This is a genomic window from Enterococcus sp. AAFC-DPL-5182 (assembly GCF_058216605.1).
In genome coordinates this window covers 1,316,151-1,341,544 of record NZ_CM177101.1, presented here as the reverse complement: position 1 = coordinate 1,341,544, position 25,394 = coordinate 1,316,151, and the positions used below count along the sequence as shown (strand labels likewise).

Genomic DNA, 25,394 nt, shown 5'->3' with positions numbered 1-25,394 from the left:
GCTCTGTTTGAAAAATAAGAAATTATAACTAACGCCCTTTTTGCCTCATTTATAATTTATCTTTTTTTCAAAGAGCTAGCCCAGAAAACTAACCATTATAAATATGACTCTGTCGCTACGATCAGCACACGACTTTTTCCTTTTGAATGATTGATCAGCTGATGACGTTCTGCAGCCTGATAATACATTGCTTCACCTTTTTTAGCAGAGTAAGTCGTTTCACCTAATATCAATGACACGGAGCCATCGATCACATAGATAAACGTTTCCGATAATGAAGGCTCAAAAGTCTTATACTGGCCGTTCTTATCAAAGGTCAAAACGATTGGTTCCATTTCTTTTTCATTTGATTCAGGAATCAGCCATTTCAATTCGTAGCCGTTCTCTTCATCATAATAAAGTGTACTATCTTCCTCTTTATAAACAATTTTTTGCGCCAAAGTTTCCTCACTGAAAAATTGTTCTGGTGTAATCCCTAACACTTCTAAAATATTAAAGAATGTCTCCATTGAAGGCGAGCTAAGATCACGCTCCAACTGAGAAATATAGCCTTTTGTTAAATCAGTTCGCTCGCCTAATTCCTCTTGTGTTAAGTTCTTTTGTACACGTAAATTACGCAGCTTCTCACCGATTTCCATCTGACCACCCCATTTCGATTTATTAAAAAGTTTGCTCCTACTAAACTACAAGTTTAATTTTACCTTTTCTAGTATACGAATTTTTCAAAAAATAGCAACAAATTTTAGTAATAAAATTTGATTTTTTTAATTTTACCTCATACTTTTATACTAGCACTGATTACCGATTTTTAACAAAATAAAAAAGCATCTGTTATTCAGACACTTCCTCATTCTTTATAAGTCTTACAATTCTTTCTTTGCCAAGCTTCAACGGGATCAAATAATTCACTAGCAAAGCAATTCCCATACCAATAAAACTATCCACTACTCGAGCAAACGCATAGCCATATGACTGATCCGCTGGAATCATAAAGACGATCGTTAACAATGTTGCACATGCGCCTACCGTTCCCTCATGATAGCCTAGACTTGCCAATAAGGCGATCATCAGAGTGATGATCACTGGAATAAAAATCAACTGAACAAGCTCTGTTCTGCCTAACCAATTAAATACTGCAATCACAGCGATTGACATGATTGCGCCCATCACATTTCCGATAATTCGATGCTTGCCATATTTGAGTGTATTTTCCATATCTTCCCGCAACGTAAAAACTGTTGTAATCGCCGCAACCACATAAGTTTCCCGTTTTAATAAAATACTGACCAAAATACAAAAAAAGACACTTAACCCTGTTTTAAATGTACGCATACCAATCTTAAATTTCAACAAACTGAATTCCTTTCACTGTCTAGCAAAGACCTTGACTCATTATTTTTTTCTTATTGTCCAATTAAACATCTCATCTTCTATTCTAACTTATTTTTCTTCTATTAAGAAGGGGTCTTCAAGAAGAATTTGCTAAAGATAAAAAGAGAATATGTTATGATAGTAACAATAAAACTAAAATTATTTGGTCTCAATCTGTTTTGTTGAAATGAAATAAAAAAAGCAACAGAGTGAACATTTGGACCTACACTAAAAAAGGAGAATCGTTATGGATATGTTTTCTGCATTTCGTGTCAAAGAAGAGGATGAAAAGATCACTACAATCCTCGAAAAAATCCCACTTACAGATTTATCTGACGGAGAGGTAATCGTCAAAGTAGCCTACTCTTCCGTTAATTATAAAGATTCATTAGCTGTTAAACAAAATGGCGGCGTTATTCGTAATTACCCTATGATTCCTGGAATCGATTTAAGCGGGACTATATTGTCATCCCAAGACGCTCGCTTTAAGGAAGGGCAACATGTTTTGGTCACAGGTTATGGTTTAGGCGTATCTCATACAGGAGGTTTCGCTGAAATCGCTCGAGTACCTGGCGATTGGATCGTTCCTTTGCCAGATAAATTAAGCTTAAAAGACGCTATGCTTTTTGGGACAGCGGGTTTCACTGCCGCGCTGTCTGTTCAAGCATTAGAAGATAGCGGACTCGCTCAAAATAAAGAAGCAACCATTTTAGTTACAGGCGCCTCTGGTGGGGTCGGAAGCTTAGCGATTGCCATGTTAAAACAATTAGGTTATAAAAATATCCTAGCGTTAAGTCGAAAAAATTCAGCGATCGATTCTCTTAAAAAAATTGGTGCGACTGATGTGCTTTTATTAGATGAATTTATGCCAGAAAAAATCAAACCATTAGCGAAACAAACGATCGATTATGCTATCGATACTGTTGGTGGTGACGTAACGGCTGCGCTGCTACCTCAACTTAAGTATGGCGGCAGTATCGCTATCTGCGGAAATGCTGCTGGCATCAAGTTAAACACAACGGTTTTACCTTTTATTTTAAGAGGTGCAAATCTTTTAGGTATCGATTCAGTCAATGTCCCTATGAAACAGCGGTTAGCGATTTGGCACCGTTTAGCCACTGATTTAAATGTAAGCCAGCATGAACTCGTCAATGAAATAGCTTTACAAGAACTACCGCAAACCTTAGATCAGCTACAGTCTGGTACACATATTGGACGAACGATCATTAAAATGAACTAAAGGAGCAACCTTACATGAATATTTTAATCACAGCTGGAGGAACATCAGAAAAAATCGACAATGTCCGTTCTATCACCAATCATTCGACTGGACGTTTGGGAAAAGCAATTGGTGAAACCTTTTTAGCTCAGGGACACCGCGTCACCTATGTGACTACTCCCCAAGCTGTCCGACCTACTCCAGACTCAAATTTAACTCTTATTGAAATCGAAACCACTAAAGACTTGGAAACAGCTTTACTTGATCAGTTTGAGCATCAAGTTTTTGACGGAATCATTCATAGCATGGCCGTTAGTGATTTCACAACTGAAACAACCTTGTCAGAAGATACTTTTATCGAAAAACTCGCAGCGAAGCTAGTAAAAGATGGTGACTTAACTGATTTAACCAATTTGACCGAAGCTCTTTACCTTAGTTTAGATGAAATTGGGAACACGATCCAGCAAGAAAAAAAGATTCCTTCTGGAACAGATCGTCTCTTGCTTTTTTTGAAGAAAAACCCTAAAATAATTGCAATGCTTAGAGAAAAACAACCGCAAGCAGTTCTTGTTGGTTTTAAGCTGTTAGTCGGTGTTTCTACTGAAGAATTAATTCAGGTTGGTCAAGCGATCCTCGCGAAAAACAAATGCGACTTTGTACTCGCAAATGATCTTGAAGCAATTCACGGCGACCAACATCAGGGAATCCTGATCGATGGCAAAGGACAAACCGAAACAGCTCAGACCAAAAACGAGATCGCTCAACTGATCGTTTTTAAAGTTGAAGAAAAATGGAGGATGCAAGGATGAAAACTATCTTATTAGGTGTTTCTGGCAGTATCTCTGCCTATAAAGCAGCTGACTTAACCAGCCAATTCACTAAACTAGGCTACAATGTCGAAGTGATTATGACAACAAACAGCACCAAATTTATCACCCCATTGACACTGCAGTCTTTATCTAAAAACCCTGTTCATACAGATGTTATGGAAGAAATCACGCCTGATAAGATCAACCATATCGAATTAGCAAAGAAGACAGATCTTTTCTTAGTAGCTCCGGCTTCTGCTAATGTTATAGGCAAACTAGCAAATGGCATTGCAGATGATATGCTTTCAACCGTTGCGTTGGCTTTAAAAGAAGAAATCCCTAAAGTGATTGCACCTGCAATGAATACCTATATGTATCAAAATCCGATCATGCAACGAAATTTAGCAACACTAAAAGAAGTGGGCTATCAAGAGATCGATCCCCGTGAAGCGTTATTAGCATGTGGTGATTTCGGGCGTGGTGCCCTTGCAACAGTTGAGGAGATTGTCGCTAAGATCAATGACATTTTAGCGAAATAATTTTGAGGAGTCATTTATGAAAAATACAAAAACATTTACATTAACGGCTATGTTTTTAGCAATCCTAATTCTATTATCGGCAGTACCATTTTTAGGATTTATTCCAATTGGACCAATCAATGCGACAACGATGCACATTCCAGTGATTATCGCTTCGATCGTTTTAGGTCCAAGGATCGGTGCTTTTTTAGGCGGTGTCTTTGGAATCATCAGTATGATTCGCAGTACGATCGTCGTATCGCCGTTATCCTTCGTCTTCTCTCCTTTCATACCTGTGATTGGAACCGATCAAGGAAGTTGGAAAGCAATTATTGTTGCGATCGTTCCACGTATTTTGATAGGGGTCGTTCCTTATTTTGTGTTTATGGGATTAAAGAAAATAACGAAAAATAAACCCAGTTCTCAACCTTTTAGTTTGTTCATTGCAGGTTTTTTAGGCTCTGCGACGAATACAATTCTCGTGATGAACTTGATTTACTTTTTATTTAAAGATTCTTATGCGCAAAGTATTGGTGTCAGTGGTGCAGCGATTTATACTGGTATTTTGACGGTTATTTTCACTAGCGGTGTGGTTGAAGCAATCGTTGCAGCAGTCGCTACAGTTGGTGTGGCTTCTGTGTTGCTGCGATTAGTGAAAAAGAATGCTACGCAGAAATTGTGATGGTAAAAGAGCGTGTAAATCAAACTCCTAAATCAGTTTGATTTACACGCTCTTTTATACTCATTTGCTTCAAAATACAAAATTGTTTTCAATTCTACAGCTGTTCGACACTAAATTTTTTTGTACTTCATTCGGTATCTAGAGTAATATATTGAAAAAGATAAAACTTAAAGTCAATAAATGATTTTCAAAACTTTTATAAATCTAACTAATAATATATTTTCTTTGCTACTTCTTCTATTTCATTTAGAGTTTCCTCTAAAATTTCTTTATCTATTTCAATGTTTTCTAAACAATCGTATCTTTCTACGAAAGAATCAAAAGATTCAAAACATTCCCCTTCCTCAGGATCATTATAATCCCAACGATATTCTGGGCTGATTTCAATATAACTTTTTTCCCCATCATTATATATCCATGTAGATCTAGCTAAATAACTTGGAGTAGTCCATAATCTGTAAGGACTTGTTATATCTTCTAATTCTATCTCTTCCTCCGCAATTGCATGAGAAATAACTACCCATTCATAACCGATGCCCTTAGGAAATTTTGAATAGTCAATTTTTAAACTATTTGCCAAAGCTTTTTGAAAAAGAGATTCTATCAAATTAAAACCAGTGACTACAAAATCTTTAAATAAAATATATTCATCTTCGCCGTTGATATATTTTATGATTAATTCATCATACGCATAAACTTTGCCATTTTCTATTTCATCGAAAGGTATGTCGATAATTATTTGCTTAGTTAAAGATAGTGGTTATTTTTTTTTCATTTGCATTATAAAATCTTCCCCTTCTTATTAACTAGTTTAGCTTTTCTAAGAATTGCTTGCATCTCATTACTAAGTTCCTTCCACGTTCTTACATGACCTTGGAACACCCCATCAACTGTTTTATCAAGAACAACAAATTCTCCATCGCTTATTCCGATTCTTCGTGGAGTATTAATTTCATCAATTGGAAGTGAGTTATCCAATGCTGATTGTCCATTTTTTGCTTTTTTACTTTTAACAGAATTACCTTATGAAAATAGCGTTTTTCTCCATCATTTTCACTATTTATTTGTAAATATTTATCATCTGCTAAATTTAAAGTTATCATCGTATCGTATGTTTTGCTGGAAAGTGGTGCATTCATAAAAATATTGCCCCTCTCTTCGGTGTCCCGCAAAATTGAATATATTCATTTGCCATTTGTTTGGCGGCGATGCTTTGAGATTTTACTTCACCTGCATAAAAATCATTACTCATAGCGCTTAGCCTCGTTATTCCCCTATAAAGGTATGTCTTAATAACTATTCTGATTCTGACATACTTGAAAATACTTCTTCCATATACTCACGTTCTTCTTTTTGATTCTTTAAATCTTCTAAAATTTCTATTTTAGATAAAGATTTTTTTTCTTTATTAAACTCATACATAAAAATCAACTTGTTATCTTGTTTTACTTTTAAATAGAAGTGATTAAGTGGTTCATAAAGTGAATGAAGAATACTCTCAATTTCAGAAGCATATTCGTCATCAGATAAATTTTTTCTTAACTCTATTTCCACCTCATAAAATGATTCCGTTTCTTGAAAATATTCTTCAAACTCTGTACTGTCTGTAAAATTTTTAGTCGTTTTCCCACCCACAAATTCAATAACTGAACTTGTTATAAAGTGTTTATCTTTCAACAAATCTTTCGTTCTTTGATCAATTGTGTCCTGATAAAAATAACTTGCATAGTTATCTTTGATCTCACCAGAATTACTAGCCCAAACTTCTACTACTCTTGAAGTATTCTCTTTAGGTGAAAAAGTCCCCATATAAATGCGTTTCGTTGGATATTTTTTGAAATATTCTGTCTCACTTTTTTTGTAAACAAATTCTTCATGATATTTATTTTCCAATTTTGATGTGATAAATTGTTTGGCAGTTTCTTTATCTTGAAACTTATTATCCAAGCTTGAACAACCTCCTAATAGTAGTAATAATGAACTGATGAAAAAAAAATTTTTTAATTTTTCCATGTGAATTCTATTACATCCCCTTTTTCTCTGACATTCCTTATATCTTTTTCTTTTCTCAAAGCTTCAAGCATTGCTTTTCGCATTTTAACATCGGGCACTTCTATCTCAGAATGTGTCATTAAAGCTTCTTTGTTAATTCCACTATCTGTTTTGATTACTAAATTCCAAAAATGTTTACCGTATTCTGCATAATCTCTTGTATCATTGGTAAGTAACTGTTCTTTAGTATTAACATCATAAACTGTTTGTTTCATTTTCAATTGATCAGCTTCTTCCACACAAGCATACCAATCTGGTATTGCCGTCTGAATTTGGGTAATTAGATCACTTGATTCTGGATTTTTATAATATAAACCAATTTCTGCTCCATATGCTTCCCCAAACCCATAAGTCCCTTTCCATAATTGTAAACGGTACTCTTTTCCATTCGCATTAAAAAGGATCACTTCTGTATCGAGATCCATTCCTAGATAAGGTCCAAATTCATCAAATAAATCCATGAATCCGCCCATACTTTGAATAGAATGCTTATTTGTATAATAATAATCTTTATCCATATTGTATTGAAACCCTAAGAATGGAGAAATTATAGGGGAAAAGAAGCTAAACAACGTTGTTTCTATTTCATTGATATCAAAAGAATTATCATTTTCAGATTTTGCCCAGCCGATTTTTCTATTTCTAAAAGATTTATCTAATTCTCTCTTAGCCCAAGCTTTCCCAATCGGTTTCGTCCATGCTAAATTCATCCTAGACACTTCAAACGTTCCAGAAGTCGGATTCCATGCCGCACCTTTTTCGACCTCCGCCAATCCTGCATCCAAATTAGCCAATTGTGCTTCAAAATCCGCAAATAAATTCGGTGAGCTTGCATTAAACTCGTATAATTTCTGTAGCTTTTCTTCATTCTTTTGAATCGAGCTTTGTACGCCCATATAGCGCTGCTCCATACGTTGGTTGGGTTCTTTTTCTTTATCCATCGTGCGTGCCATATTTTGCAGTAAGGCTTGTCCTTGAGCGATCTCTGCTTTTAATTGTTCTTCGATCACATCGCACGTATCTACAGATGATTGAAACTCTTCTGGGAATTTACTATGGGCTTCAATTAAGGCCTCACATGCTAGTATAAACCCACTAGCCAAAGATGGATAGACTGCTGAAAAATAAAGTTTCGCTGAATCGTAAGTTTTGCTGGAAAGTGGTGCATTCATAAAAGCATTGACGCTATCTTTCAATGTTCCGCAAAATTGAATATATTCATTTGCCATTTGTTTAGCGGCGGCGCTTTGAGATTTTACTTCACCTACATAAAAATCAATACCCATAGCGCTTGTCCTCCGCTTCGTCTCCTTCGGCAAACAGCTGGCTTCGCTCAGCGTATAATTCCTCTTCTTTGTCTCTCAGCTGTACTTCCTCACTTACTAAACGCTCAGCTATATCTTCTAGACGTTGGCGTTCATATTGGTGTAAGCGGTTGGCTTCGTCATCCAGCTCCATAAAATGACCTGTATAACGTGAACCTTGATTATTGCCGATCAAGTCTTGATAATAGCGTTGTTCCTGTTGATGGATCGAAAAATAATCTGATTCCAAATCCTCTAATTCTCGAATCTCACGCCGTTTATCCTCTTGATCAATACTTACTTGCCTTAGTTCTTGATTGATTTTTAGTTCTCTTTCTTCGCTCATGTATGCTTGCCACCTCCAAGATTTGGAGAAAATAGTGGTAGATCAAAACTTTTTTTGATTTTCTGATCGATTACACTGAATTCTTGTGCTACTGAATGAATATTATTGCCATCTCGAGCAATCGCATTTGAGACACGCTGTCCGCGACTATGGATACTCGTTAAACTATTTTTTGCATTATTATTTCCACTAACCGTGGTACGTTCTGCTTTATTTGTTGCTTCATTCACAGAAGAAAAACCACTAGCGGCTTGACTAAATTGTGCTGAAACGCTCCCTGCTACGGTTAGGCTGCTTTTGATCCCTGCCATTGTACAAACCCCTTTGTCTTATTTATCCACTTTAATTCTAAACTCCCCAATTTCCATTTTGCCACATTTGCATACCATATAGTTATCAATTATTTCTTTGTGACGTAAAAATTTTGCAAATTTAAGATTTAATATTAGCTTTTTTTGTAACATTAGACAAAAAAACAGATTTATCACTTTAATTAAGTGCTAAATCTGTTCAGACTGTAAATAAAAAGGAGTTGGAAATCAAACCAGCTCCTTTTTACTATCCTTTGTATAAATTTGAAACGAAAAGCTACATGCCTTTCTCGACAATTTTTTACATTCTCTATGATTTTACATACGTCACTTTATTCCCCAATTCGCTTGCTGCAAACTGATTAACTTCAAAAAATAATTTGATCATTTTTTTCATTCTTTAGTCGAATGACGATATGCGGTGATTTTCTAAATGAGATAAAACTTGTACTGATCCCTGCTAGATTCCAGTTGCTAGTGATCGTAAAATAGTGGATATCTTCGTACATCAGGACTTTCTTTCGATTAAAATGAACTAGATCCAAGCCGTTCTCATACAAATACAGTCCATCTTTTCTAAAGACAAATTGAAAAGCCGATAATACTGCAAAAAACGCGCCTCCGATCAACCCCAGCTGCATGCCCAGTCGATCAACATCCGCAAAAATAATCAATCCAAAACACAGGGCTACTGAAAATAAAAAGAATTCCCCAACAAGATTCTTCTGCGATACGCATCAGAATATAACCTTCCCAACTCCATTTATTTTCTCCTTTTTGCTTTGTTTGTACCTCTTTTATCGTATCATTTTTTGGTGGGCAGGAACAGAATAAATTGATTGATTCTGGATATTTTGACACTAAAAAAAGTACTGGGTACATAACATATAATGTTACATCCCCAGTACATGAAATTTGAATAATCGTTGAGTCGTAACGTACTTCGTTTTTCAGTTTCCTTCTCTCTTGAAGTTGAAAATTTCAAGTCTATAAAGTTACCTTTATTTATTGACTATTTTTTCTTTTTTGCTCCAGATTTACTAATAATGTCGCAGCAATCATAGCTATCCCTATAAACATGATCGCATTCGATACTGCTTCTCCTGCTTTTGGAAAATCTGGTTTTCCAGGAATGTCTCCTTCAGGAACCACAGGTACTTCAGGTTCATCTGGTGGATTGGTATGATCATCGACTTTTGCTTTGTTGATAATCGTTCTTCCTGCGATTGCTTCTTGATTGATTTTGACTTTAAAGATGATAGATCGTGTTTTTGTATCACTGATTTTTGGATATTCTGCAGTGACTTTTCCGTCTTTTACAGTGATATTCGTTGGTTTGGGGTCGTCCCCTTCACTTCTTAGACTGTTTTCCACATAAGTAACGCCTTTTGGTAGATTGTCGGTCACAGTGACTTGGTTTAATACTCCATTTTCTACTGTATTGCGGAAACTGATGCGGTATTCGATTTCTTCACCGATTTTCACTGTTTTTTTATTAACTGTTTTGCTGCTTTCTAGTTTTCCTGCTGGCTCTTTTGGAGTAACTGGTACTTCAGGTTCGTCAGGTGGCGTTGTGTGATCGTCGATTTTCGCTTTGTTGATGATCGTCTCCCCGGCAATTGCCTCTTTATTGACTTTGGCTTTAAAGACAATAGATCGGATTTTTGTATCACTGATTTTTTCGTACTCAGCGTTTATTTTGTCATCTTTTGCGGTTAAATTCGTTGGTTTTGGATCGTCCCCTTCACTGACCAAACTGCCTTCCACATAGGTCAAGCCTTTTGGTAGGTTATCGGTCACAGTAACTCGATTTAGTATGCCACTCGCAATTTTATTACGAAATGTGATACGGTACTCGATTTCATCGCCGATTTTTGGTGCTTGATTGTTCACCGATTTTGTGACTTCTAATTGCCCTGGCGTTTCGACTGGCGTCACAGGTACCTCAGGTTCATCGGGCGGATTTGTATGATCGTCGATTTTCGCTTTATTGACAATAGGTTGTCCAACTTTAGCTTCTTCGTTGACTTTGACTTTAAATACGATGGAACGGGTTTTTGTATCGTTGATTTTGCCGTACTCTGCGTTGATTTTACCTTCTGTCACCGTTAAGTTTGTCGGTTTTGGATCATCTCCTTCACTGGTTAAACTACCTTCTACATATGTTAAGCCCTTTGGCAGATCGTCAGTGATTGTGACTTGGTTTAAAATACCGTTTGTCACCTTGTTTCGGAATGTGATACGGTATTCGATTTCGTCGCCAATTTTTGGTGCTTGGTTATTGACTGATTTCGTGCTTTCTAATTCACCCGGTGTTTCTACAGGTGTCACTGGGACTTCGGGTTCATCAGGCGGATTCGTATGATCATCGATTTTCGCTTTATTGACGATAGTTTCTCCGACTTTAGCTTCTTCATTGACTTTGACTTTGAATACGATAGAACGCGTTTTTGTGTCGCTGATTTTTCCGTACTCTGCAGTGATTTTCCCATCTGTCACCGTTAAGCTTGTCGGCTGTGGATCGTCTCCCTCACTAGACAAACTTCCTTCCACATAGGTCAACCCTTTTGGCAGGGCATCCGTTACTGTCACTTGGTTTAGAACGCCGTTAGTTACTTTGTTACTGAATGTGATACGGTATTCGATTTCGTCGCCAATTTTTGGTCCTTGGTTATTGACTGATTTCGTACTTTCTAATTCACCCGGTGTTTCCGCTGGTGTCACTGGAACTTCGGGTTCATCAGGCGGATTTGTGTGATCATCGATTTTCGCTTTGTTGACGATGGTTTCTCCGACTTTAGCTTCTTCGTTGACTTTGACTTTGAATACGATAGAACGGGTTTTTGTGTCGCTGATTTTTCCGTATTCAGCGCTTATTTTCCCATCTGTCACCGTTAGGCTTGTCGGCTGTGGATCGTCTCCTTCACTAGACAAACTTCCTTCGACATAGGTCAACCCTTTTGGCAAGGCATCCGTTACCGTCACTTGATTTAGGATGCCATTAGTCACTTTGTTTCGGAAAGTGATTCGATACTCGATTTCGTCACCGATTTTTGGTGCTTGATCATTCACCGATTTCGTGACTTCTAATTGTCCTGGTGTTTCAACTGGCACAACGGGAATTTCTGGCTCATCTGGTGGATTTACATGATCATCGATCGTGATTTTATTGACGATTTTTTGTCCAACGACCGCTTCTTCATTGACTTTGACTTTAAAGACGACCGTTCGGATTTTGGTATCTTGAATTCTTGGATATTCAGCAATGACCTTACCATTTGTCATCGTTAGACTTGTTGGTTGCGGGTCATCCCCTTCACTTGTTAGGCTTCCTTCCACATAGGTCATGCCTTTTGGTAAATTATCAGTTACAGTGACTTGATTCAAGACACCATTTGTAATTTTATTACGGAAAGATAAACGGTACTCCACTTCCTCTCCGATTTTTGGCGACTGATTATTGACTGTTTTTGTACTTTCTAGTTCACCTGGTGTTTCTACAGGTGTGATTGGGACTTCTGGTTCATCAGGCGGGTTGGTATGATCATCGATTATCGCTTTATTGACGATTGGCTGTCCGATTTTCGCTTCTTCATTGACCTTTACTTTGAATACAACGGATCGAACGGTCGTATCATCGATTGTTGGATATTCGGCAGTCATTTTGCCATTTTCCATGAGTAAGCTCGTTGGTTTTGGCTCAGCACCTTCACTGGTCAAACTACCTTCGACATACGTCAATCCTGCTGGTAAGGTATCGGTCACCGTCACTTGATCAATTACACCATTGGTTACTTTGTTACGGAAACTAATACGATATTCGATTTCATCCCCAATTTTTGGTGCTTGATGATTGACCGATTTCGTTACTTCTAATTGTCCTGGTGTTATAACTGGTGTCACCGGGACTTCGGGTTCATCGGGCGGATTTGTATGATCATCTATTTTCGCTTGATTAATGATTGGTTGACCAGCAACTGCTTCTGTATTTACCGTTACTTTGAAAACGATGGTTCTTATTTTTGTATCTGTAATTTTTGGGTATTCGGCGACTAATTGCCCATTTTCCATTGTTAAGCTTGTCGGCTGCGGATCATCGCCTTCACTGGTTAAGCTGCCTTCGACATACGTCAGTCCTTTTGGCAAGGTATCCGTCACAGTCACTTGATTTAAAACACCATTTTGGATTTTATTGCGGAAACTAATCCGGTATTCAATTTCATCTCCGATTTGTGGTGACTGGTGATTCACCGATTTGGTACTTTCAAGTTCACCTGGTGTTTCTACAGGTGTGATTGGGACTTCAGGCTCATCGGGTGGATTCGTATGATCGTCGATTTTGGCTTTATTGACAATTGCTTCACCAACTTTTGCTTCTTCATTGACTTTGACTTTAAAGACGATGGAACGTATTTTTGTATCATTGATCGTTCCATACTCCGCAGTCATTTTACCATTTTCCATGTTTAAGCTTGTTGGTTTAGGATCATCTCCTTCACTTGCCAAGCTCCCCTCTACATAGGTGACCCCTTTCGGTAAAGTATCTGTAATCGTCACTTGTTTTAAGACACCGTTTGTTATTTTGTTACGGAAGGTGATGCGGTATTCAACTTCGTCCCCGATTTTCGGTGATTGATCATTGACTGATTTCGTAACATCTAATTGCCCTGGTGTTTCTACTGGCGTGATTGGTATTTCAGGTTCATCGGGCGGGTTCGTATGATCATCAATGGTAATTTTATTCACGATTTTTTGACCCACGATTGCTTCTTCATTGACTTTGACTTTAAACACAACTGTTCGGATTTTCGTATCTTGGATTTTCGGATATTCTGCGATCACTTTTCCATCCGTCATGGTCAAACTCGTTGGTTTGGGCTCATCCCCTTCGGTCGTCAAGCTTCCTTCCACATAGGTTAACCCTTTTGGTAAATTATCAGTCACTGTTACTTGCTTCAATATACCGTTCGCGATTTTATTACGGAAAGAGAGTCGATATTCAACGATATCACCGATTTTTGGTGATTGGTTATTGACTGATTTTGTGCTTTCTAATTCACCTGGTGTTTCTACAGGCGTGACTGGGACCTCGGGTTCATCAGGCGGATTCGTGTGATCATCGATCGTCGCTTTATTGACGATGGTTTCACCGATTTTGGCTTCTTCGTTGACTTTGACTTTGAAAATAATTGATCGAATTTTTGTATCACTGATTTTTGGGTATTCCGCCGTTATTTTCCCGCCTGTCGCAGTTAAACTTGTCGGCTGCGGATCATCGCCTTCACTGGTTAAGCTGCCTTCTACGTATGTTAAACCTTTCGGTAGTTGGTCGGTCACGGTCACTTGAGTTAACACACCGTTTTGGATTTTATTGCGAAAATTAATGCGGTATTCGATTTCGTCACCAATTTTTGGTGATTGATGATTGACCGATTTTGTACTTTCTAATTCGCCAGGTGTTTCCACTGGTGTGACGGGTATTTCGGGTTCATCAGGCGGATTCGTATGGTCATCGATCGTCGCTTTATTGACGATTGGCTGTCCCGCTACAGCTTCTTCATTAACACGAACTTTAAAAGAAATTGTACGTGTTTCGGTATCTGCGATTTTAGGATATTCCGCTTTTACCTGTCCATTTACAACGGTTAAGCTTGTGGGTTTCGGGTCTTGTCCGCTACTTGCAATACTGTTTTCGATATAAGTTAGGCCTTTTGGTAAATTATCGGTCACTGTTACTTGGTTCAAAACACCGTTTGGTATTGTGTTTTTAAATTGAATCGTATAGGTTAATTCATCCCCGATTTTTGGTGATTGATTGTTGACTGTTTTTGTACTTTCAAGTTGTCCTGCACGTTCTTCTTGCGCAATTTTCACTTCTACAACATTTGATTGATTATTGATGATCGTATTTGTTGCAGTATCTTGTCCTTGGATCGTTGCACTATTTGGAATTAGTTGATCCGCAACAGCCGTATTATTGATTTTTGCTTGAAATTGATAGACGGTTTCTGCTGTTGTTCCTTTGTAGCTACCGCCTTGAGTCCCGTTGGCTCCTTCACCGACACGAAATGTCATCATACGGTTAGCGGTTGTATATTCTCCTTGATCATCTCCAACAGCGTCAGTTTTAGCCCCTGCATTTGGACCGCTGACAATGGATAATGATCCTGGAACATAATCTAAGCGGCTATCTAGCACATCTTTCGATACGGTGTTCACCGCTTCTGAGTTTGCTTTAGTATTCTTTAAATGAACGCGATATGTTACGGTATCTCCAACCTTATATGTCTCTTTCGGATTCATGATTTCTTTGGAGATTTCTAATTCAGGTGTTTCAGCGTTGATAGAAAACCCAATCGCATTGGTTGAATAGTCATCCCCTGAACTCGTTGTTCTAAAAGAAATTTGCTGCTGCCCATTGGTAATGATTCCTTCTGGTAAGGACAAACGATCGACATCAATATCTAAAAAGTTTGGATAGCCTGGTTTAAATTGTCCTGGATATTTATCGACCATATGTTGGTCATTATCTGAAACTGTTCCATTCATCGCATTTTCAGCAGGATTGATTGTATTACTGATATTGACCCAAGTACCTGCTTTATTTTTGATTTGGGCATTGTCACCAGTAAAATATTTATCTCCTTGAACAGTAAACCAAGTGATGATAGGTTCTAGTTTTCCTTGTTTGGACGTTATAAAGTCTTTCATGGCAAACTCATTGTTCGTGCCTGCTTTATTTCCTCTAGCGCCGTAATAGACGTTAAACGCACGAGACTTTTTGGCTTGGTCTTTTGTTACCACAAATAAACTCCAACCACTGAAGTTATAGTATTGATATTTTTTATTCAAATCCTTGGTCATCGGGATATCGGCTAAGGTATACCCACCAGTTCCACTCTTATCTCCTTGAATAATAGCTGTAACATCAGCAAAATTAGAAAAACCTGTATTGTTATAACCAAAATATTGACCGGGGTCATTATCATTTTGATCAATCCGGTGATAACGTTGCGGCGCCACTCGGATAGAGGTTCCATTTGGCGTCGTAAACTTAACAGGCGCACTAATTTCTTCATCGCTTAGATTATCGTAAAAGCCTGGCCCTTTATAACGAGAAGCACTCCAAAATAATCCTGCCCACGCAATTTCAGAAGCGCCATCTAGATCTATATAGGCTCGACTTGAGTTATAAGTTGTCGGATCTCCATCTACATCAGCAAATTCTAGTGCAAAATTGTTGATGGCATAGCCGCTACCTGGTGTTTTAGCATTTAAAAATGTTTGCGCTGCTGCGGTGCTCTCATCTAAAATTTTTAAATTGGTATTTCCTGTTGAAAAAAGTTCCCCTTTATGGATACTTTTATAGATTGGTTGGTCAAAACCTCGACCTGGCGTTGGTGCAATTCTTGGTCCAATCGCTTGAATAGTTGGTGTTTCTTGGTTTGTTTCCTCTGTTGTTGCGTTTTTTTCTTCGGGTGCAGCAGTTGTTGACTCTTCTGATTGGGATTCTGCTACTTCTGTGTCAGCTTCTTTTTCTTTTAAAGATGTACTGCTCACTTCTTGTTCGATTTTTGGCAGTGTTAGGGTGATGTCCCCGACTTTTTCAGCTGCCTGATTTATTTCAACAGCAAACTGATGAATTGATTCGTCTGTTTGCTCGGCACTGATTGTCAGATGTTTCGTGGTTTGAGGTTGGATCGTGGTGATGATTAGTTCGGTCCCCTCATCTTGGTTTTCTTTTTGGTCAAACTGGATCGTTTGATCGTTTGGCGCCACCAGTTGGTCTTCGCTTTTTAAGGTTGCTGCGTCGAATTTTACTGGTGAGTCCTTTGGGTTCTTTTGTTTTAGGACGACGTGCTCGATTGGTTGATTGCTTTTGTTGGTTACTTCGTAGTTTACGTCAACTAATTTATTGTTGGTTTCATTTTTCTTGGTGTTTGCTTTGATATATAAGGATTCTGAGTCGAAGATGTTCTCTTCTGGTTTGGTCAGTCCTTCTGCAAACACACTGGCGACGGGTAACAAGTTGGCAATCACCAACATCAAAACGGCTAAATAGTTCAGGGAAATTTTGTACACTTTATTCATTTATATCTTACCTCCTATCTTTTTACTATAGTATGGCTAAATAAATAATTCAAAGATATCGGGTTGAAACATTAGTTTTTTCTCATAGCTGGAGTTCGGGCTTTTTTCAGATGAATTTGGCTGGATTTGGATTGGGAAGGAGAAAGTTTTTTTGTTATTTTATCTTATATATAAGGGAGCTGTTTTGGGTGTTATTTAATGGGTTGAAATGCCGAATTTCGTTGCGGTGGGTGGTGTCTTTCGGTATAATAAATTGTGTAGGATAGAAATTAGGATCGAGATTGGGATAAACGGTGGTACAAAAACAGCTCCTTCGGAAATAAGCTGAAATTCACAAAAAATTGAAGAACATTTTTCGTGAATTCCTTCTTATTGCTGTAAAACACAACGAAAAATAAGTTAATGTTGCACAGTACCTACTTGGTTCTTGGAGCTAGACGTTTTCTCCCCAACCTCTGTTCAAAAAAGATAAATAAAAATTGGCACTTCAATCGTTCGGCGGCAACCTTACGATCGAAGCCTTGTTAAGACATGCTAGACATAGTCCAAACAAGTTGCCAATAGTGCTAGCAACATGTACTAGCTTCTTTATTGTACCTAAAATAGGTTGGGATTTCTAGGGAATCTTTGCTTTTTTTGGTGATGATTGGTTGTTGTGTATATGGGATTAGACTATTGTCGACGGTATTGGGCATCTGCTCAATGCCGTTTTTTTCTGTCCTGCGACTATTTTTGAAGGGAGGAATATTTTAAGAATCGATGAAAAACTGGATAAAACAAAAAGGCACTTCACCGTTTGGCGGCAACCACACGATGAAGCCTTGTACAGACATCTAGACCCTGTCTACACAAGTTGCCAATTTGCTAGCACCGAAGCACTAGCTTCTTTATTGTACCTAATTTTCTTTTGAAATTCTAGTTGGTTTTGGGATTTTCTTGGGATTGATGGTGGTTTAGGAGTGAATTGCGGGTTTGGTTTGGCTGATTGATGACGGTATTGACAGGTTCGGTATCGTTTTTTGTTTTACTCTGGGAGAAGGCGTTATGAATACAGCAAGGCTTTGAAAGTCGTTTGTAACGCTGGGTGGTTTGGTTTGCCTCGTCAATGTGCATATAGAAAAAGTCTCTGAATCCAGAAATTCAGTAGAAAAACTGGCGGGAGAAGTTGGGTTTGAGCTTGGGTTTCGTTTGGCGCTTATCGGCTTTTCTCTGCCTTATTTAAAGGAGATCAGGAGAATGGATAAACAAGGACAGAATTTAAAGGCAGTTACGTATCATGATATTATTGAGTTGCGGGATTTTATGGAGAAGATGGCTTCTTGGCAGGAGCCTTTGGCGATTTTGGATCATTTTTTTCAGTTTCGGTCTGGGCCGATTAATAAGAAACGGATTGTGAAGGAGTATTATGCGCGGGCGCAGATGTTTCATGCTTTTTATGAGGATTATAATCGGTTGATTGAGTTGGGGGATGAATTGGTGATGGAGATGGTTAGGGCTGAGAAGGTTGGGACTGGGTTTGAGGTTAGGAAAATGGATTTGGAATAGATTGCGTATTTTATAAAAGAGGATGGAAATGATCCATCCTCTGAAAAGTTATTTCTGTTTTATGAAATCGTAAGTTTCTAATGGAACAGCTTTCACCTCATTTTCCATACATAAGATAAATACTTTTAAAAATGCTTACCATAAATTTATTGAATTATACAAGAAAAAAGTTATAATTAGAACGTACGTTCCATACTCTGACTACCTAGTTACTTTTTTAATAATTATAAGTTATAATACTTAAATGATAAGGAGAGATATTATGCCGTATGTTATAGATTTATTTTGTGGTGCTGGGGGTTTTAGCGAAGGAATTATTCAGGCTGGCTTTGATATTGTTTTTTCTAGCGATAAAAGTTCTGAAGTCATGGCAACATATAAAAACCGACACCAACAACTTGGTCTTGTTGAAGGTGAGAATACTCATTTCGAGTTAGCCGATATAAGAAAATTAACTGGTGAAAATATATTTAAAGAAATAAACAAACTAGAAAAATATAAAAACATGAACTTTGAACGTGGTGATATTGATGTAACATTTGGTGGTCCTCCATGTCAAGGCTTTAGTAGAGCTGGTAAAAGAGATTCTAGTGATCCTAGAAACATGCTATTTCACGAGTACTTAAGAATTATTCATGATGTCTATCCAAAATATGTTGTTATGGAAAATGTTGAAGGTTTTATGGATATGCAAATGTTAGATTTTCCGAGTGTTTTATCCAAAAACAAAATCTATGAAGGGCAAAGATTAGCTAAAGACATTTTAGAAACTGAACTAAAAGGTTTAGGATACAATATGTTAGAGCCTAAACTTCTAAATGCTTCGGATTATGGAGTTCCTCAAAATCGAAAAAGAGCCGTATTCTTAGCTTGGCGTGACGACATGAAAGAGCCTGAATATCCGACAAAGATTAACCAAAAAGTGACTGTGAAAGAAGCCTTATCTGGCATCATGAACAACTATAGATCTGAATATGCAAGACAGTCTAAATTCGGTAGAACACCAAACACCATTGGTAATTATATTTCAGCAACTAGAATAAACAATCAAGAATTGTCAACGCACACCAAAAGTGTAATTCAGCGATTTTCTATATACAATCAAGGAGAATCGACCCGAATGGCTAGTGAAAGATTAAAGCAAACAGGATTGGATTTACTAAACGACTATCCAGAACTTTTTTTTGAGACTCTGTTTAACGTTAATAAGTCATCTAACATGTTAATAATTGAAGATATTTTACAAGAAATTGAAGTTTCACTTGAAAATTCAAAAAAAGAAAGATGGCTGGGTGATACTAATAAAGTTCTAAGTATTTTATTTATGGCTAACCCGAAGGAAGAAATATACCACATATACTTTTCAAAACTAAAAAATCGTATAAATTCTAGTGAAGAAACTACACAAAAATTTCTTAATATGTGTCATAGTAGGTTAAATCGTAAAATTAGCTCAAACCAGCTTTCTAATGCATGCATAAGTGGCTCTGGGTTGACTGATGACATTTTGGAGGCTCTGTTTACAAAAAAAAATAGTAGGAAACGTCTTGATTCTCTTGGTCAAGCCCCTACAATGGTTACTTTACCAGATGATTTTATTCATCCTTTTGAAAATAGAATTTTGACAGTTAGAGAAATGGCTAGACTTCAGTCTTTTGATGATAGTTTTGAATTTTTAGGAAAAAGAACTACTGGAGGAGATAAAAGAAAACAAGAAGTACCACAATATACACAAGTAGGAAATGCTGTTCCGCCTCTTATGGCTAAAGCAATTGCTTCCTCTATCATGAACGCACTTTACACATAATTAAAGTATTTTTGTGAGTAAAAAAGATAGCAATTCGTCTCTTGATTTAAACTATATATTGTAAGTAAAAATCAAGAGATGAATTGAATTATTTATAGATTTTTTTCCTAGTTATCCTAATTTAAAATAGTCGTATACAGTATTAATTTTTTCAAGTTCTAAATCCAAATTTTTTATTAGCCTAGTGCTAGATTGACTACTTTTAAAATTCCGGTTAAATATTTCTTTTATTGATGAGGCCGTGTCATTAAGGGATGCTCTTCCCCAAAAATTGCCTCCAGATAAATTCCTGACTCTTTGAACGGCAGTTTTAGTAGGTGTATATTCCTCCTTATTTGTTGGAACAGTTACAAAAGAATACTTAAAATCCGCCAAATTTTTTATGGAAAAACCGTTACCACCAATTTGAATTCGGTTAGAAACAAAAGAATCTGCGGAATATATCATATCCCACAACATTGGTATTTGAGCATTATCATTCCAATTCGTTTTACATTGAATAATATTGATTGAAAATTTTTCAAAATCTCTGTCTATAAGAAAATCTAATAAATCTGACCTATTTATTTTGCCTTTAACATATTTAGGTATCAATTCTCCCGAGCTATCTCGCACTAATAACTCATCTATATTAGTTAAGTAAGACTCATCATTTGGAAATGAAATCGCAATCAAATCCGCTTCAGTATCAGATCTAAAATTACCATAATATACTGCGATCGCTTCCTTTAGTGGTTTCGGAACAAGATTTTTCTTTTGTTTAATCACTACAGTTCTAGTGCCAATAAGACAAAGATTCAAGTACCAGCAAACCAAGCATTCCCATTTATATCCCCCACCCGAGACAGAACTTTGATTTCGTCCTTTACTTGTGGACTGAAATAGTTCAGAAAGAGAGTCTCCCATATTAAAAATATTTTTACCATTAACCTTATTTTCTATTTTTTCCATGAAAGTATCTCTCCAGCTCTCTTCCCATACCGCAGAAAAGCTAGTAGAAAAAAGCTCTTCTATAGCACACTTTCTTAATTCTTCTATCAAATTACTCTCAATCATAGCTATAAACATTCCCTTACTAATTTTTATTTTGTATAATCTATAAAAACGGCTATGCAAAAAAATTAATAGATTTTGATATTAACTGGATCTTGTAATGGTGCTTTGTTCATTTCAAATAATTCATTTGTTTTTCCTTTTGTTATACGGCATTCTGCATCAATTTCTAATGAGAATAGTTCATCTATCGGAATGATTTTACATTTTCTTCTTTTTTTATTCCTCATTGATTTAACATTGATTCCCCTATAAATTTTATCATTTCTATCAAAAACAAACCATTTTACTTCTCCAATATATGTTTTTTTTCTTTTCTCCGTGATTTTGGTTTCGATAATTGCATTGGTCTGAGGATTTACGGTATTTTCATGCCATATATTTGTAATTTTTATTTCAGAAACCAAAGTGTTATCTAATTGTTTAAACATCTTTATAGATTGACTAGCCTTATATTCATTAACTATAATCATAAGTTCTTTAAAAAATTCACAATAGTTCTTCAATTGTTTGGTATTAAATATTGAATCAATATCATATGCATGGGATATTCTATTTCGATGAGTCACTAATGTATTAAGATATTTTTCAACTTCATTTTTTGGTACTTCTTCCCCTTCAATATCAATCTCCACATTTGATTGCTTCAATTCTTCAATAGCTTTATCTAAGTTTTTATTTTTAAAGTGCTTTTGAAGGTCATCTTTGTTAAAATTTATTCTTCCAAATAATTCTAACATCTCTTTATATTTCAGATTATTTGAGCTACATAAGTTCTTTTTTGATATTACTATTTCGTTCGAATCCAGAGTGGAAAGAAAATCTTTTTTGATATAACTTTTTGAAAAAGCATGCTCAATATAATCTTTTATGAAACCTGCATCCATTATCAATGACTTATTTTCTTCAAAAGAAGAATAAACAATATCTTTGATATAATTCTCCCAACAAGTATACAAATTTATCACAGATGATTTGTACATATTCAATTTTAATATATTGGCTTCTTCTTTAATTGAGCTATGAGTTATAGTTAAAATATTCTCATAAAGTTCAATGAGCCCAATGACTTCATTTATTTTTTTTAGATATCTATCTATCATAGATAATGCTTCCTTTCAACTCGTGTTCAAAAAATTCTACACGTTCAGAAACATTTTTAATTGCAGTATACTTACCATTAAATAATTCTTTATTACTATTAATTGCAGCATATTTCTTTTTGGATAAATTGTTAAACTTTACCTGATTTACATTTACCTCTTGTTTTTCTAAATCCTCAATAACACTAGCCATGTATAACATGACTGTATCATAAATCATCTTTTCACTTTTCTTACTCTTAGCTTCAGATTTAAATGCGTTCTCACCAAAAATTTGATACGTAAGGTATATTGTCTTAGTAAACAAAGATCTTAAATCTTCCACATCATTTTCTTTAAAGGTAATACTTTTTTTCATATAAGTATCCAATAATGCTTTTATTCCCTTAGATATTTTATGTGCTGTAGCACTCTTATATGCAAAAAAACGAAGAACTAATTCACAATCTTCCATTCTTTCAGATACCGAACCTTCAAATCCCCAAAGTTTTCTAAATAACTCATCTTTAGATAACTCAATTAATAATTCATTAAATTTTCCAGGATAGAGAGCATTTCTTATTTCTTGAGGATCTAGCTGCATACCTCCTGTATTTAATCTCTCGAAAACAAATTGTTTCATTGTCATTTCGCTTGAATCACTTTCAGCTGTTTCTTTCAATAAAATAGTTGCTGATATATACCTACGATTAATTCCTTTCTGAATTTCCATTGGTAATTCAGAATATTTTTTTCCGTTAAGTTCATGCCAAATTTCTAATCCTTCTAATGCAAATTCATCTGCAAAAAATTGAAGTAAAGTAGATACTCTCTGTTGCCCATCCATAACTTCATACTTTGAAAACTCTATCTCATATAAAAATATTGATGGAATAGGAACGTTAATAATAAAACTTTCTATTAGTTTTGATTTTCGTTTTAGATCCCAAACTCTCCTTCTTTGATAATTTGGTTGAAGAATGTGCTCGGCAAAGATATTAGCTAGGTTAGCCAGTGGATATCTTGCTTGTTCAGTAACAATCCTGAATTCACCATTTTTATACTTACTAATTATGTCTGTTTCTTTAGAAGATTGATTTATTTCTTTAACTTTTTTTTCTAAGACATCATTATATTTAAACACTTCGTGACCTCCAATTTGTTAAAAATTATTATCATTATTATATTTTACAATATATCTGCATATAAAAAAAGAGTATTCTAAAAAAATATTTTGCTCTTGAAAAGTACATTACCACTACTTACTTTATAATTACTATTATTTTTAATTTATAGAATAATATTACTACTTAATGAAGCTTCCCATTTTATATAATTTGCTAATACTTTTAATTGTATTAGACTAAATAGTAATTAACAAATTTACCAATATTATATTAAAAGTTAAAATCACTATTACCATACAGGCACTGTTCAGTCCTTTATGATAGAAACTCCAGTTTTATCACATCCAATCGTTCATTTAGTTACCAGTTTTTAGTAGCAAAATAGAATAAGAGCCAATAACTAAATAGTTATTGACAGCTTACTGCATCTTTAATTTTTTCAATATTACCCAAGAGGTCTACTAACAATCCCTCTCTCAATCAATTTACCTTCACCATTCAACCAATCACTATATAATTGTTCAAAACGTTCTTCTTCCTCATCTGTATAACCATTAAACAAAATAGAATCAACATTTTCTTGATTAAAATAAAGCACTTCATTAGGATTTAAACCACTTGGATATCTGCAACCGCTATAATCATACAAAACATTTTTATCATTTTCATTTACAACTGGTCCTCTATTTAAAACCATAATTTTTTGACTACCTTCTTTTAAATATACGATACTACCGATTGTTAACATGATTTTCACTCCTTCTCACTTGAACTTTGACATTTCAACTCTATTTTCAGCTTTATAACTATATTCCATACTTTCCATAGGTTTTAATATTAACGTGTTTAAAAATGACACAAACACTAGATAGATGAATATTACTGGTATAACTGTTAAGGATTTAGCCTGGATCAATAAAGACAACAGAAAAACTAAGATTGCTATCAACATAATTGTTCCAGTTACACAACGCTTTTTATAAAAATTATTATCCTTCTTTAAAACAATCAGATGATCTAATTTTATAGTTGTTTCCTCATTAAAAATCTTTTTCAACTTATTAAGATTAACTACAGATCGTACATATCTAAATATGAAACTACAAAAAAAAGCGATTAGAACAGCTAAAAACATAAGATTCATCGTTATTTCTTCAAAAAATATACTTTCTAATCCTTTCATAAAAGCATAAATTACGCCACCAAGCATAAATCCAAAAAATGACCATATTGAAGCGCCCACTTTGTTTTTAGGGACTTTTTTAAGCTTAATGTATTGGTCTTCACTAAGTTTTGTAGCATTATTAGCAACATACCACGTAGACATTGGAATCAGCCAAGTTGATTTGTGTGAATCTAAATCAATTAAATACTTGTCCCTTTTATTGATCGTTGCTAATTTAAAACTAGGTATAGATGTATCTTCTACTTTCATTTTTATTTACCATATTCTATATATTTATACGACATATCATTGTAGGGTTTAACAACGAGAGTATTAAGGAAAAACAAGGCAAACGAAAGAATTAATAATATCACTAAAACTACTGCCTCTAGATAAGCAAGATACAAATACAATAGCAAAAAATAGACCCCTAAAAAAATGAACATAGATTGCAAACAAATTTTTTTGTAGTACAGATTCTTTTCTGCTAATTGAATATATCCCACTGATGTTTGATTTATTGCGTATTTTTTTAACTGATACATGTTCATCAAAGATACGATATATCTCATGATAAAAGCTATCATCACAATAACTAAAAAGGAACTTATCAAAGAACTAACTGTTGCTGTTTGAAAGACAATATCGATTATCCCTTTAAGAAAACTATATACCGCACCACCTAACCCAATAGCTGCAATATTTATACCTGTTGATGCAGAATATTTACTATTACGTTTTAGATGATTGTACTGGTCCTTAGTTATTTCTACTGCTTGTAATTTACTTAACCAGACAATCATGGGAAAGAACCAAATCAATTTGTTTGTATCCATATCTATGAGATATCTTTTTCCATTTAGAATTACTACCTTGTAGCGACTTATTTTAGAGTTATACACTCTCATCTTG

General features: G+C 35.5%; 22 protein-coding genes. 6 read left to right on the top strand and 16 right to left on the bottom strand.

The genetic code is table 11. From position 1 onward, the window contains the following. Positions 1-95: 95 nt before the first annotated feature. Positions 96-638: a helix-turn-helix domain-containing protein gene (locus AC4BB7_RS06200; RefSeq protein ID WP_490484759.1), complete on the bottom strand. Its 543-nt coding sequence runs from the start codon at positions 636-638 to the stop codon at positions 96-98. Positions 639-831: 193 nt separating this feature from the next. After that, positions 832-1,350: an FUSC family protein gene (locus tag AC4BB7_RS06195; protein WP_086312368.1), complete on the bottom strand. Its 519-nt coding sequence runs from the start codon at positions 1,348-1,350 to the stop codon at positions 832-834. Positions 1,351-1,618: 268 nt separating this feature from the next. On the opposite strand from AC4BB7_RS06195, the gene AC4BB7_RS06190 reads away from it, so the two are divergent. Genes AC4BB7_RS06190 through AC4BB7_RS06175 form a run of 4 tightly spaced genes read left to right on the top strand, consistent with a single transcriptional unit; the run spans position 1,619 to position 4,599 of the window. Continuing rightward, positions 1,619-2,611: an oxidoreductase gene (locus AC4BB7_RS06190; RefSeq protein WP_490484758.1), complete on the top strand. Its 993-nt coding sequence runs from the start codon at positions 1,619-1,621 to the stop codon at positions 2,609-2,611. A 14-nt stretch (positions 2,612-2,625) separates the two neighbouring features. Further along, complete coding sequence (gene coaB / locus AC4BB7_RS06185) at positions 2,626-3,399, top strand: phosphopantothenate--cysteine ligase (protein ID WP_490484757.1); 774 nt, start codon at positions 2,626-2,628, stop codon at positions 3,397-3,399. Beyond that, the gene (gene coaC / locus AC4BB7_RS06180; RefSeq protein ID WP_490484756.1) at positions 3,396-3,938 is read left to right on the top strand and encodes a phosphopantothenoylcysteine decarboxylase; all 543 of its coding nucleotides are present in this window, start codon (positions 3,396-3,398) and stop codon (positions 3,936-3,938) included. Before coaB ends, coaC begins: the two co-directional genes overlap by 4 nt. Before the next feature lie 16 nt (positions 3,939-3,954). Continuing rightward, positions 3,955-4,599: an ECF transporter S component gene (locus AC4BB7_RS06175; RefSeq protein WP_086312360.1), complete on the top strand. Its 645-nt coding sequence runs from the start codon at positions 3,955-3,957 to the stop codon at positions 4,597-4,599. A 208-nt stretch (positions 4,600-4,807) separates the two neighbouring features. Here the strand turns inward: AC4BB7_RS06175 and AC4BB7_RS06170 are convergent, their stop codons facing one another. From AC4BB7_RS06170 to AC4BB7_RS06135, 8 genes are all read right to left on the bottom strand, one after another. Beyond that, positions 4,808-5,206, bottom strand: coding sequence for a hypothetical protein (locus AC4BB7_RS06170; protein ID WP_490484755.1), 399 nt, complete (start codon positions 5,204-5,206; stop codon positions 4,808-4,810). Between the two features lie 316 nt (positions 5,207-5,522). Next, a complete protein-coding gene (locus AC4BB7_RS06165) occupies positions 5,523-5,738 on the bottom strand; it encodes a hypothetical protein (RefSeq protein WP_490484754.1) in 216 nt (71 codons plus the stop codon). A gap of 157 nt (positions 5,739-5,895) precedes the next feature. After that, complete coding sequence (locus tag AC4BB7_RS06160) at positions 5,896-6,546, bottom strand: hypothetical protein (RefSeq protein ID WP_490484753.1); 651 nt, start codon at positions 6,544-6,546, stop codon at positions 5,896-5,898. Positions 6,547-6,599: 53 nt separating this feature from the next. Then, positions 6,600-7,937 (bottom strand): DUF4474 domain-containing protein, encoded by a 1,338-nt coding sequence (locus tag AC4BB7_RS06155; protein WP_490484752.1) that lies wholly within the window; start codon positions 7,935-7,937, stop codon positions 6,600-6,602. Next, positions 7,927-8,301 (bottom strand): DUF3958 family protein, encoded by a 375-nt coding sequence (locus AC4BB7_RS06150; RefSeq protein ID WP_490484751.1) that lies wholly within the window; start codon positions 8,299-8,301, stop codon positions 7,927-7,929. The genes AC4BB7_RS06155 and AC4BB7_RS06150 overlap by 11 nt, the downstream gene beginning before the upstream one ends. Then, on the bottom strand, positions 8,298-8,612 hold the full coding sequence (locus AC4BB7_RS06145; RefSeq protein ID WP_490484750.1) for a TIGR04197 family type VII secretion effector: 315 nt from the start codon (positions 8,610-8,612) through the stop codon (positions 8,298-8,300). Before AC4BB7_RS06145 ends, AC4BB7_RS06150 begins: the two co-directional genes overlap by 4 nt. Before the next feature lie 368 nt (positions 8,613-8,980). Beyond that, the gene (locus AC4BB7_RS06140) at positions 8,981-9,286 is read right to left on the bottom strand and encodes a hypothetical protein (RefSeq protein ID WP_490484749.1); all 306 of its coding nucleotides are present in this window, start codon (positions 9,284-9,286) and stop codon (positions 8,981-8,983) included. Between the two features lie 331 nt (positions 9,287-9,617). Continuing rightward, the gene (locus AC4BB7_RS06135; protein ID WP_490484748.1) at positions 9,618-16,703 is read right to left on the bottom strand and encodes an isopeptide-forming domain-containing fimbrial protein; all 7,086 of its coding nucleotides are present in this window, start codon (positions 16,701-16,703) and stop codon (positions 9,618-9,620) included. 1,236 nt (positions 16,704-17,939) lie between these two features. Between AC4BB7_RS06135 and AC4BB7_RS06130 the strand changes: the two genes are divergently transcribed. Both AC4BB7_RS06130 and AC4BB7_RS06125 read left to right on the top strand, forming a co-directional pair. Next, positions 17,940-18,248 (top strand): hypothetical protein, encoded by a 309-nt coding sequence (locus AC4BB7_RS06130; RefSeq protein WP_490484747.1) that lies wholly within the window; start codon positions 17,940-17,942, stop codon positions 18,246-18,248. Positions 18,249-18,510: 262 nt separating this feature from the next. Continuing rightward, positions 18,511-20,055 carry a DNA cytosine methyltransferase gene (locus tag AC4BB7_RS06125; protein ID WP_490484746.1) on the top strand — a complete coding sequence of 515 codons (1,545 nt, stop codon included), beginning with the start codon at positions 18,511-18,513 and terminating at the stop codon, positions 20,053-20,055. Between the two features lie 111 nt (positions 20,056-20,166). Here AC4BB7_RS06125 and AC4BB7_RS06120 read toward each other — a convergent pair whose 3' ends face one another. The 6 genes from AC4BB7_RS06120 to AC4BB7_RS06095 all read right to left on the bottom strand — a co-directional run bounded on the left by AC4BB7_RS06120 (position 20,167) and on the right by AC4BB7_RS06095 (position 25,390). Further along, the gene (locus tag AC4BB7_RS06120) at positions 20,167-21,111 is read right to left on the bottom strand and encodes a hypothetical protein (protein ID WP_490484745.1); all 945 of its coding nucleotides are present in this window, start codon (positions 21,109-21,111) and stop codon (positions 20,167-20,169) included. Between the two features lie 65 nt (positions 21,112-21,176). Continuing rightward, positions 21,177-22,211 (bottom strand): MAE_28990/MAE_18760 family HEPN-like nuclease, encoded by a 1,035-nt coding sequence (locus AC4BB7_RS06115; RefSeq protein ID WP_490484744.1) that lies wholly within the window; start codon positions 22,209-22,211, stop codon positions 21,177-21,179. Next, positions 22,201-23,334, bottom strand: coding sequence for a GmrSD restriction endonuclease domain-containing protein (locus AC4BB7_RS06110; protein WP_490484743.1), 1,134 nt, complete (start codon positions 23,332-23,334; stop codon positions 22,201-22,203). The genes AC4BB7_RS06115 and AC4BB7_RS06110 overlap by 11 nt, the downstream gene beginning before the upstream one ends. A 428-nt stretch (positions 23,335-23,762) precedes the next feature. Then, positions 23,763-24,065, bottom strand: coding sequence for a DUF4176 domain-containing protein (locus tag AC4BB7_RS06105; protein WP_490484742.1), 303 nt, complete (start codon positions 24,063-24,065; stop codon positions 23,763-23,765). A gap of 15 nt (positions 24,066-24,080) precedes the next feature. Continuing rightward, positions 24,081-24,752, bottom strand: coding sequence for a DUF443 domain-containing protein (locus tag AC4BB7_RS06100; RefSeq protein ID WP_490484741.1), 672 nt, complete (start codon positions 24,750-24,752; stop codon positions 24,081-24,083). Between the two features lie 2 nt (positions 24,753-24,754). Then, complete coding sequence (locus AC4BB7_RS06095) at positions 24,755-25,390, bottom strand: DUF443 family protein (RefSeq protein WP_490484740.1); 636 nt, start codon at positions 25,388-25,390, stop codon at positions 24,755-24,757. Positions 25,391-25,394: the final 4 nt, after the last annotated feature.